Origin of the sequence: Stenotrophomonas sp. GD03794 (genome assembly GCF_029842145.1) — a bacterium.
GTDB classification, from domain to species: Bacteria; Pseudomonadota; Gammaproteobacteria; order Xanthomonadales; family Xanthomonadaceae; genus Stenotrophomonas; species Stenotrophomonas riyadhensis.
In genome coordinates this window covers 18,732-29,385 of sequence record NZ_JAOCFV010000054.1, presented here as the reverse complement: position 1 = coordinate 29,385, position 10,654 = coordinate 18,732, and the positions used below count along the sequence as shown (strand labels likewise).

Here is a 10,654-nt window from a genome sequence, read left to right as displayed (position 1 = left end):
GCCGCGCAAGGCCGTGCTCTGGTAGACGCCAACCTTGGTTGGCGCTTCCGGGAAAATCGCCAACCAAGGTTGGCAACTACAGACGAGCCGCCGGGCGTGGCCCGGCGTTTCCATTTCCCTACCAGCCACCGCCCAGCGCGCGGTACAGCTCCACCCGCGCGATCGCAGCCGTGGCCTGGCTGTTGGCCAGCGCGGCCTGGTTGTCCAGCGCGATGCGCTGGGTGGTCAGCACATCCAGCATGTCGACCACGCCGGCCTGGTACTGCCGGCGCGCCGCGCCCAGTGCGCTCTCGCTCTCGTCCACCGCCACATGCAGCTGCACCGTGCGCTGCTGCTCGGCGGCATAGCCATCGATGGCGTCGTCCACTTCATGCCAGGCCTGCAGCACGGTACGGCGGAACTGCAGCGCCGACTGTTGCTGCTGCAGCCTGCTCAGCGCCAGGTTGGCCTTCAGCCGCCCGCCCTGGAAGATCGGCACGCTGATCGACGGCCCGATGCTGAAGCGGTGCGCGTTCCAGCCATCCAGATCATCCAGCTGCTTGGCCTGGAAACCAGCGTCGCCATTCAAGGTGATGCGCGGCAGGAAACTGGCCTTGGCCACGCCGATGCCGGCGGTTGCCGCATGCAGTGCCGCTTCGGCACGACGGATGTCCGGGCGACGCTCGGCCAGTTCACTGGGCAGCCCCACCGCCACCGCCGGCAACGCCGGCCAGTCACGGCGTGCATCCTGCAGCTGCGCGTCCAGCGCCTGCGGCGGCTGCGCCAGCAGGAACGCCAGCGCATTGCGCAGCTGCGATTCACGATGCCGCAGCGGCGCGATGCGGGCCTGCAGCGATGCCACCTGCGCGGACGCGCTGGACACCTGCAGCGTGCTGGCCACGCCCTGCTGCTGGCGTGCCTCGGTCAGGCGCTTCATGTCGAGGGCGATGCTGAGGTTGTCCTCGGTGATCGCCAGCAGCTGCCGCGTCGCGCGCAGCTGCAGGTAATCACGCGCGGTTTCCGCCAGCAGCGCGATGCGCACCGCGTGTGCATCCTCCTCCGCCATCTGCACGCGTGCGTCGGCCGCTTCCACCTGGCGGCGCACACGCCCCCACAGGTCCAGTTCCCAGCTCAGGCCGATGCCGGCCTGGAACAGCCCGTAGTCATCACGGCCGCCGTTGCCGGACGGATCATTCAGGCCCACCTCGCTGTTGCGTGCACGCACGCCACTGGCGCTCGCGCTGACGCTGGGCAGGCGATCGGCGGCGGTGACGCCACGTGCGGCGCGGCTCTGCTGCACGCGGTTGGCCGCCAGCTGCAGGTCCAGGTTGGCCGCGAGCACCTGGCCGGCAAGCTGCCCCAGCAGTGGATCGTCGAAGCCGGCCCACCAGGCCGCGTCCTGGTCGATGGCGTTGCCAGCGACCGCCTCACCCTGCCAGTGGCTGGGCAGTTCCGCCTGCGGGCGTACGAAGTCCGGACCCATCGTGCAGGCAGCCAGGGCCGTGCACAGGGTGGCCGCAACGAAGGTGCGGAACACGGTGGCTGCGCTCATGCACCCTCCCCGCTCTTGTGGCCCGGACTGTGCTGCACGCTCTGCGCGCGGGCGCGGCTGCCCAGGTCAACACTGGCTTCCACCGACATGCCGGCACGCAGCTGGTCCAGCAGTGGCTGGCCGGGTTCCAGCACGATCTTGACCGGAATGCGCTGCACCACCTTGGTGAAGTTGCCGGTGGCGTTTTCCGGTGCGACGGCGGCGAAGGTGACGCCGGTGGCCGGTGCGATGCTGTCGATGTGCCCGCGCAGTGGCTTGCCCGGGAACACGTCCACCTTCAGCTCGACATGCTGGCCGGCCTGCATGCGGGTCATCTGCGTTTCCTGGAAGTTGGCGACCACGAAGGCGCGCTTCAGCGGTACCACCGCAGCCACCGGCGTACCCGGGGTCAGGTAGGCGCCCACGCGCACAGCGCGGCGGCCGACCATGCCGTCGATCGGCGCGCGCAGCACGGTGTGCGACAGGTCCAGTTCGGCACGCGCCTGCGCCGCTTCTGCACGCTGTACCGCCGCCTGTGCGGCCTGCACGCCAGCGTTGAGGATATCGGTGCGCTGGCGTGCGGTCGACAGCGCGGCCTGGCCCTGCTGCAGATGCGCACTGGCCACGGCCTGCTTCGACTGCGCCTGCTGTGCGTTCTGCACGGTGCCGGCGCCATCACGGGCCAGTTCGCGGTAACGCTGCTGGTCGGCGCTGGCCAGGGTCAGTTCGGAACGGCTGACATCGACACTGGCCCTGGCCTGTTCGATCAGCGAGTCCTGCTGGGCCAGTGCGGCCTGCGCGTTGGCCAGCTGTGCACGGGCGTTGGCGAGGTCGGCACGGGCCGCCTGCAGGGCCACCTGGTAGTCGCGGTCGTCGATGCGGGCAAGCACGTCGCCGGCCTTCACCGACTGGTTGTCCTCTACTTCCACGGCACTGACAAAGCCGGGAATCTTCGGCGCAACCAGCGTGTAGTCGGCAACGACATAGGCATTGTTGGTGGTCTGGTGACCGCCGTCGCGCAGCAGCAGCCAGGCACCGATGGCCAGCGCCAGCACGCCCAGGCCCAGGCCGGTATTGAGAGTGGTTCGATTGATCGTCATGAGGGGGTTCCTGCGAAAGGTTCAGGCCACGGCACGTGGCGGATGGATGCGGGTGGGCATCCAGGCAATGAGGGGAATGAAGGCCAGCGCCACCAGCGCGACCACCCAGTACAGGTCGGCCGAGGTCAGCGCCTGCACCTGTGCATGCAGGCGCGCACCCAGCTGCGGGCCCTCGGCCAGCCACGGCTGCTCGCCAAGGCGGTCGACCAGCACGGTGGAATGGAAATGACGGCGGCCCTGGGCGACGGCATCCAGCACGCCGCTGGCGAGCACGGCAGCAAAGCCCTTGACCGTGTTGAACCACGCCGAGGCGAACGGACCGTCCTGCGGTGCCAGCCCGCCAGTGGCCAGCATCAGCAGCGGCAACACCGCCATCGGCTGGGCGAATACCTGCAGCAGCTGTACCCACAGGAAGTTGTCGCGGATCCAGGCCACCTCCAGATGCGAGCCCAGCCAGCAGGCCAGCGCCAGCATCGCCAGGCCGGTGGCCTGCACCCAGCGGCAATCCACTGCGCGGATGTTCAACAACGCCGCCACCAACGGCAGTGCGATCACCTGTGGCAGCGCCACCCACAGCAGCATCGGTGCGGTCTGCAATGGCCGGTAGCCCTGCACGCTGGCCAGGAATCCGGAGGGAATCGAGATCACCGCCAGCAGCACGAACAGCACGCCGCCCAGCGTCACCAGCGAGTAGCTGAGGTTGCGGTTGGCCAGCAGCTGCAGCTTGAAGAACGGCAGCGGGTGGAACCATTCATTGATCATGAACAGCACCATCAGGCCGGCGCCGCCACCGATCATCAGGGTGATCATCGGCGAGTCGAACCAGTTCAGGCGCGGGCCCTGCACCAGGCCCAGCACCAGCAGCACCAGCGCCGGCAGGCCCAGCGCCAGGCCCACGCCATCGAACTGGGCAAAACGCTCCAGCCGCAGCGGGTCCTGCGGCAGGCCCCAGCTGACCATCGCCATGCCAGCCAGGCAGTACGGCACGATCTGCCAGAACGCCCAGTGCCAGCCCACCTGCTCGACCCAGAACGCGGCCAGCGGCGTGCCCATGCTCGGGCCGAAGGTAGCGGTCAACGCGTAGCCCGCCAGGCCATACAGCTTGATGCCGGGCGGCAGGAAGCGCAGTGCCACGCTCATCAGCAGCGGCGGCAGCGCACCACCACACAGCCCCTGCAGCGCGCGCAGCAGCAGGAACACCTGCAGGTTCGGCGCAAGCGGGCAGAGCACGCCCAGCACCATGAAGCCACCGATCATCGCCAGCGCGAAGCGGCGCAGCGAGAAGGTGGCGGCACACCACGGGGCGAAGGCCATCGCGCTGACCGACATCGCGCTGTAGAGGGCGACGATCCAGCTGCCGTCATCGACGCTGAAACCCATCGCACCACGGATGTCGGCCAGGGCGACCTTGGTGATGTTCTCGTTGAAGCCCGACACCAGCACCGCCAGCAGCACGCCACACAGGCCGACCAGAACGCGGCGGTCGAGCCCGGGGGCGGCGGCAGGACGGGGCGCAGCAGCGGCCGGGACAGCGGCGGCCGGCGTACTCATCGCCGGGCACCGATCCGTGCAGTGCACGGCATGTTGGGGGTCATTGGAATGCGCTCAGTGAAACTCCGGGGAGCGCAGTCTAGGGAGCTGGTACCCTGCGAAAAATGGCGCAGCCCGCATCCCAGGCGTGCGCCGCGCGCACGCCTGCAGGTGTCAGCGGTGGGTGTCCTCGACACGCTCGCACATGGTCTTGATCGAGCGGCGCAGCCACTGGTGCGCAGCATCGTTGTCCAGCCGCGGGTGCCAGGCCTGGACGATGGCGGCGGTGCGCACCGGGATCGGCAGCGGGAACAGGCGCAGCGGCAGGCGCATGCTGACGATCCGCTCCAGCATCACGCTCGGCATCTGCGGCAGGATCAGGTCCGACTCGGCGGCCGCGAAGATCGCGCCGTGGAAGGTCGGGCTGATCAGCGCCACCCGCCGCTGCAGGCCCAGCGTGGCCAGGTCGTCATCGATCGGGCCACGCGGCAGCCCCCGCCGCGACACCGCGATGTGGTCGCAGGCAGCAAAACGCTCGGCGCTGATCTCCTCATCGAACAACGGATGATCTTCGCGCGCGGCGCCCATGAACGAGGTACTGAACAGGTTCTGCACCTTGGTATCGGGTGCATGCTTGCCGGCGGTGCTGATGTACAGGTCGATCCGGCCCTGCGCCATCGCGTCGTCGTCGGTATCGCCCTCGGGCACGAAGCGCAGTACCGCGCGCGGCGCCTGCTGGCGGAACAGTTCACGCAGGCGTCCGCCGAATCCACCGATGAAGACATCATTGGCGCGGACATTGAAGGTGCGCTCCAGGGTGCGCAGGTCGATCTCGCGACCGGCGTTGAACACACGGTGGGCCTGCTCGATCACATCGCGGACCTGCTCACGCAGCTGCAGCGCGCGGGGCGTGGGGGCCAGACCGCGGCCGGCACGCACCAGCACCGGGTCGCCCAGCGCGGTGCGGATCCGGCCCAGGGTACGGCTCATCGCCGGCGCGCTCAGGTTCATCCGCCGCGCGGCGGCGGCCACGCTGCATTCGTCGATCAGCACGTCCAGTGCCAGCAACAGGTTCAGGTCCGGCAGGGGCATGACAGTCTCCAGTAAATCAGATGACTCTACGACACTTGTAACCACAGCGGATTGCGTTTTACGCATTCATTGACTGCCGCGCACGGCATGGGTGCGCGCAGTGACATCGGCGACCATCCCCGGCCTGCCAAGGAGACATCCATGTTCAATACCCTGCTGGTCGCCCTGGACGGTGGCCCCCAGCACGCACGCGTGCTGGACCTGGCCGCAGCCATCGCCGGCCCCCACAGCCGCCTGCACCTGCTGTGCGTGCTCGACCCCGAATTCGCGCTGGCGGCCGATGCCAGCGAAGCCGACCGCATCGAGTACCCGGAAGCCGCCCGCCAGCGCTCGCGGGCCGAAGCGGTGCTGGCCGAAGCCCTGGCCGAGCTGCGCGAGCGCGGCGTCGACGCCATCGCGCAGATTCCCTCCGGTGACCCGGGCGAAGTGATCAGCGAGCAGGCCCGGCGCCTGAAGTGCGACCTGATCGTGATCGGCCACCGCCACCTGTCCCGCCTGGAACGCCTGTTCGAACCCTCGATCGGGCAATGGACCATCGACCACGCGCCCTGTCCCGTGCTGGTGGAAACCCGCGACCCACAACCCTAGCTGCCATGGCCTCCCGTTCCCCCTTGTTTCCTACCCGCGTCAACTACCGGGCATTCGGCCGCCAGTTTGGTCGTGGCGAGCAGGCACTGCTCGCCGCGATACGCCAGCTCCGTGATCCTACGCTGCAGGCCGAAGGGCTGGCCGGTTTGAGCCACCTTGGCCTGGACCGCGAGGGCTGCGATGCGTTCGTCGCCCTGCTGCCATTGCTGGCCGCGCCCGCCGCCCCGATCGACCTGCTGCCCGCCGGCTCTCCCTTCATTGCCGCCAGCGAACTGGACCTGCTGGTCTGCCTGCTGCGCATTGCCCAGTGGCGACATGCGCGCCCCCGCGAAGACGACACCCTGGCACCGTTGCGCCAGCAACTGGCGCGCTGCGCATTTGCTGTCCACGCGGCGAATCTGCCATTGCGACAGCGCTCGCTGTCACCGGTCGGGCTGAGGTTGCTGGACCCGGCCGGCTGGCTGCGCCAGCGCTGAACCATCCACGGGCGGACCCGGCCGCATGGCATTCAGCAGTCGATCGTTCCATGTGCGCTGTCTTCGTCGTCAAGCACCTGCGCATGCAGTACCACCCGGTTGCGGCCGGCACGCTTGGCGGCGTACAGGCCGGCGTCGGCATCGGCCAGCAGCTGGCCTGCGCTGGCCAGCGCAGGCGGATGCAGGTAGCCCACGCCAATGCTGATGCTGACCCGCCCCTCCGGCAGCGGCAGCCCTTCCACCGCCTCGCGCAGGCGTTCGGCCAGTGCCAGCACGCCCGACAACGGGCTTGCCGGCACGATCACCGCGAATTCTTCGCCGCCGTAACGCGCAACACTGTCGCCGCCGCGACCGGCAATGACCTTCAGCACCGCGGCCACGGCCTGCAGGCAGCGGTCCCCGGCGGGATGCCCGTGCTGGTCGTTGAATGCCTTGAAGTGATCGATGTCGACCAGCAGCAGCGCCAGCTCGGTGCCACTGCGACGCGCCCGGTTCCACTCCGCCAGCAGCAGTGCATCGAACTCGCGCCGATTGGCCACGCCAGTCAGGCCATCCTGCCGTGCCAGCTGGTCCAGCGATGCCTGCCGTTCCATCAGGTCCACCTGCAGCAGGATGCTGCGCACGCCGAAGCCCAGCGTGGCCACCACGAACCCACTGACCGCCAGTGGCCGTGCATGGTCGACCACCAGCGTACCCACCACCAGCAGCAGCAACGGCAGGATCATCGGCCCGGCCGCCTGCACCGTGCGTGCCAACCGCGGATGCGGCAGGGCAGCCGGCAGCGGCGTGTGGCTCAGTGCCAGCAGCGCCAGCAACAGGAACGGAAGATCGATCAACAGATCGTTGTAGGCGCCAAAGGAATCTTCCGAGGTGTAATGGTTGATGTAGTACGCCACCAGCAGGTAAGCCAGCGCGTAGAGCGCCAGCGCGCGGAAGAAGCTGCGCCGCTCGGGTACATCAACGGCCAGCCAGCGCACCACCGCGAACCCGGCGATGCACAGGTTCTGGATATCGAACATGCGCTGCATGCTGACCAGCGCCAGGGGATCGATCTCGACCCGGTCGGCGAACGACTGCGTATGTACGAAGAACAGCACGCCCAGCAGTGCCGCCATCGCCGCATCGATCAGGCTGATGCTCATTCGTTCGCGGCGCGCGCGGGCCAGGATGAACACCAGCGGGACGCCATACAGCACGTACAGGAACAGGCTTGCCTGCGGGGTGATATCGGCGCGGCCAGCCCCCAGCGCATCGACCATGTTGGAGGCCATGCCGCCCGCCCACAGCAGCAGCGCAAGCGCGGTGGCGCGCCAGCCCAAGGCCGCCCGGTCGCGGCGCGCCCGCCACAGGCAGGCGCCCGCCGCCAGCAACGGTGCGCCGGTGAGGAACACGAACGATCCCACCCCGGCGGGGCCCGGCCACAGGGTCAGCACCAGGCCATGGCACAGCACATACAGCAGCGCCAGCACTACCGGCATGCATCCCCCGATCCGCAAGGCCGTACGCGCGCACGATAGTCCTGCCCGCGCCACAGCGGCGTGATCCACTACGGCAAGACGACACGCCGCGTGCCCGCCATGGCAGTGCCCGAGCGTGGTGGGCGATGTGCTCGCCGATGAAGCTGGCGATGAAGTAGTAGCTATGGTCGTAGCCCGGCTGCAGGCGCAGGGTCAGCGGGTGGTTGGCCGCATCGCAGGCCTGCTGCAGGCGCTGCGGCTGCAGCTGGGTCTGCAGGAACTCGTCCGCCTCGCCCTGGTCGACCAGCAGCGGCAGGCGCTCGTCAGCCACAGCGATCAGCTCGCAGGCATCCCACTGTGCCCAGTCGGCCGGGTTGTCGCCCAGGTAGGCATGGAAGGCCTTCTGCCCCCACGGCACGTGGCTGGGCGCGACGATCGGCGAAAACGCCGACACGCTGCGGTAGCGCCCGGGGTTGCGCAGCGCGATCACCAGCGCGCCATGGCCGCCCATCGAATGGCCACTGATCGCGCGCGCGTCGGTCACCGCGAAGTTCGCCTCGATCAGCGCCGGCAGTTCCTGCGCCACATAGTCGTGCATGCGGTAGTGCTTCACCCACGGTGCGCGGGTGGCATTGAGGTAGAAGCCTGCCCCCTTGCCCAGGTCGTAGCCCTCGGCATCGGCCACGTCATCACCGCGCGGGCTGGTGTCGGGCGCGACGATGATTACACCGTGCTCGGCCGCATAGCGCTGCGCGCCGGCCTTGGTGATGAAATTCTGCTCGGTGCAGGTCAGGCCGCTCAGCCAGTACAGCACCGGCAGCTTCTGTGTTTCCGCCTGCGGTGGCAGGTACACGGCGAACTGCATGTCGCAGCCCAGCGTGGTCGAATGATGGCGGTAGACGTCCTGCCAGCCGCCAAAACAGGCGCGGTGTTCAATGCGTTCCATGGTGCTCTCCTGCGCGGCGCGTCAGCGCACGCGTGTTCTGGTAGATGCCGACCTTGGTCGGCTTATCCACGCGCGGCGTGGACGCCTTTGTTGATCCGTTCATCCAGCTGCGCCAACAGGCGCAGCAAGGGCTCGACACCGGGCTGGCCGTCCAGGTTGCGATACGCCGCCACCGCCACGTTGCTGTGCGGTGGCCATTGGCCATCGGCGCGGGCTTCGTGCAGGCGCGGCAGGAACACCTGCGCCAGCCAGTGCTCGAACGGCATCTCGTCGATGCCGAAGGCGGAATCCACCGCGCGAGGCGGCCCGACCACACCCTCGACCCAGCCCAGTGCACGCAGGGCCTGCTCGATCGGATCGACCAAAGCCGCGCGCGGATCGTCCGCACGCGGCCTGCGCAGGGCATCGAACCAGCCCATGCCGCGCCTCAGTAATGGACCACCGACCGGATCGACTTGCCTTCATGCATCAGGTCGAAGGCTTCGTTGATCTTGTCCAGGTCCATGGTGTGGGTGACGAACGGCGCAAGTTCGATATCGCCCTTCATCGCGTCCTCGACCATGCCCGGCAGCTGGCTGCGGCCCTTCACACCACCGAAGGCGGTGCCCATCCACTTGCGGCCGGTCACCAGCTGGAACGGACGGGTGGAGATCTCCTGGCCCGAACCGGCCACGCCGATCACCACGCTCTGGCCCCAGCCACGGTGCGCGCATTCCAGCGCCGCGCGCATCACGTTGACGTTGCCGATGCACTCGAAGCTGTGGTCCACGCCCCAGGTGGTCATCTCGACGATGACCTGCTGGATCGGCTTGTCGAAGTCCTTCGGGTTGATGCAGTCGGTGGCGCCGAATTCGCGGGCCAGCTCGAACTTGGACGGATTCGTATCCACCGCGATGATGCGGCCCGCCTTGGCCTGGCGCGCGCCCTGGATCACCGCCAGACCGATGCCACCCAGGCCGAACACCGCCACGCTGTCGCCTTCCTGCACCTTGGCAGTGTTGTGTACCGCGCCGATGCCGGTGGTGACGCCGCAGCCGAGCAGGCAGACGTGCTCCGGGTTCGCGTCCGGATTGATCTTCGCCAGTGAGACTTCGGCCACCACGGTGTACTCGCTGAAGGTCGAGCAACCCATGTAGTGGTACAGCGGCTCGCCGTTGTAGCTGAAGCGGCTGGTGCCGTCGGGCATCACGCCCTTGCCCTGGGTGGCACGCACCGACACGCACAGGTTGGTCTTGCCGCTCTTGCAGAACAGGCATTCGCCGCACTCGGCGGTGTACAGCGGAATCACGTGGTCGCCCGGCTTGACGCTGGTCACGCCCTCGCCCACTTCCACCACGATGCCGGCGCCTTCATGGCCCAGCACCACCGGGAACAGGCCTTCCGGATCATCGCCGGACAGGGTGAACGCATCGGTGTGGCAGACACCGGTATGGGTGATCTTCACCAGCACTTCGCCCTTCTTCGGCGGGGCGACGTCGATCTCGACGATCTGCAGCGGCTGACCGGGACCAAAGGCGACGGCGGCACGGGACTTCATGGTGGTTTCTCCAAAAACAGGCAATGACAGGATGGGTGGCGCCATGTTGCGCCATCGTTTATTTCAGGTACGAGCGGATCAACGCGCTCATGTCGCGCACGCGTTCGGCGCGTTGTTCGTCGGAGGCCGCGGGTTGGCCGAACTCCTCGCGCAGATGGGCCTCCATCACCTCGGACATCAGGCCGTTGACCGCGCCACGGATGGCGGCGATCTGCTGCAGCACCGGCCCGCAGTCGGCACCGGCTTCCAGCGCGCGGTCCAGCGCATCGCACTGGCCGCGGATGCGGCGCACGCGGGCCAGGACCTTCTTCTTCTCTTCGGGGGAGTGCGGCATGGCGGGGCCACCTCGGAACTATACTGGGGGATAGTATACACAGCTGCACGAATGTGGCCACGCCGCGCCCAGCGCCGGCTGTTC

Annotated in this window: 10 protein-coding genes and 1 pseudogene; 2 read left to right on the top strand and 9 right to left on the bottom strand. The window is 68.2% G+C overall.

All coding sequences use genetic code 11. From position 1 onward, the window contains the following. Nucleotides 1–118: 118 nt before the first annotated feature. From N5D91_RS20385 to N5D91_RS20370, 4 genes are all read right to left on the bottom strand, one after another. Nucleotides 119–1,531, bottom strand: coding sequence for an efflux transporter outer membrane subunit (locus tag N5D91_RS20385; RefSeq protein WP_180848133.1), 1,413 nt, complete (start codon nt 1,529–1,531; stop codon nt 119–121). After that, entirely contained in the window at nt 1,528–2,610 is a 1,083-nt protein-coding gene (locus N5D91_RS20380) for an HlyD family secretion protein (protein ID WP_180854353.1), read from the bottom strand. Before N5D91_RS20380 ends, N5D91_RS20385 begins: the two co-directional genes overlap by 4 nt. Nucleotides 2,611–2,631: 21 nt before the next feature. Continuing rightward, the gene (locus N5D91_RS20375; protein WP_180854354.1) at nt 2,632–4,161 is read right to left on the bottom strand and encodes an MFS transporter; all 1,530 of its coding nucleotides are present in this window, start codon (nt 4,159–4,161) and stop codon (nt 2,632–2,634) included. Between the two features lie 153 nt (nt 4,162–4,314). Then, nucleotides 4,315–5,232, bottom strand: a complete 918-nt coding sequence (locus N5D91_RS20370) for a LysR family transcriptional regulator (RefSeq protein ID WP_110713629.1) — start codon at nt 5,230–5,232, stop codon at nt 4,315–4,317. A gap of 141 nt (nt 5,233–5,373) precedes the next feature. Between N5D91_RS20370 and N5D91_RS20365 the strand changes: the two genes are divergently transcribed. Both N5D91_RS20365 and N5D91_RS20360 read left to right on the top strand, forming a co-directional pair. Beyond that, nucleotides 5,374–5,820 (top strand): universal stress protein, encoded by a 447-nt coding sequence (locus tag N5D91_RS20365; RefSeq protein ID WP_032129880.1) that lies wholly within the window; start codon nt 5,374–5,376, stop codon nt 5,818–5,820. 5 nt (nt 5,821–5,825) lie between these two features. After that, nucleotides 5,826–6,296: a hypothetical protein gene (locus N5D91_RS20360; RefSeq protein ID WP_110713630.1), complete on the top strand. Its 471-nt coding sequence runs from the start codon at nt 5,826–5,828 to the stop codon at nt 6,294–6,296. A 32-nt stretch (nt 6,297–6,328) separates the two neighbouring features. Here N5D91_RS20360 and N5D91_RS20355 read toward each other — a convergent pair whose 3' ends face one another. From N5D91_RS20355 to frmR, 5 genes and pseudogenes are all read right to left on the bottom strand, one after another. Then, the gene (locus N5D91_RS20355; RefSeq protein WP_153854499.1) at nt 6,329–7,774 is read right to left on the bottom strand and encodes a GGDEF domain-containing protein; all 1,446 of its coding nucleotides are present in this window, start codon (nt 7,772–7,774) and stop codon (nt 6,329–6,331) included. 103 nt (nt 7,775–7,877) lie between these two features. Further along, a pseudogene (gene fghA, locus N5D91_RS20350) lies at nt 7,878–8,699 on the bottom strand (S-formylglutathione hydrolase); the annotation flags it as partial. 62 nt (nt 8,700–8,761) lie between these two features. Then, nucleotides 8,762–9,118, bottom strand: coding sequence for a YqcC family protein (locus N5D91_RS20345; RefSeq protein ID WP_180854356.1), 357 nt, complete (start codon nt 9,116–9,118; stop codon nt 8,762–8,764). An 8-nt stretch (nt 9,119–9,126) separates the two neighbouring features. Further along, nucleotides 9,127–10,236: an S-(hydroxymethyl)glutathione dehydrogenase/class III alcohol dehydrogenase gene (locus tag N5D91_RS20340; protein WP_180854357.1), complete on the bottom strand. Its 1,110-nt coding sequence runs from the start codon at nt 10,234–10,236 to the stop codon at nt 9,127–9,129. Between the two features lie 58 nt (nt 10,237–10,294). Continuing rightward, nucleotides 10,295–10,570, bottom strand: coding sequence for a formaldehyde-responsive transcriptional repressor FrmR (gene frmR / locus N5D91_RS20335; protein ID WP_005411009.1), 276 nt, complete (start codon nt 10,568–10,570; stop codon nt 10,295–10,297). Nucleotides 10,571–10,654: the final 84 nt, after the last annotated feature.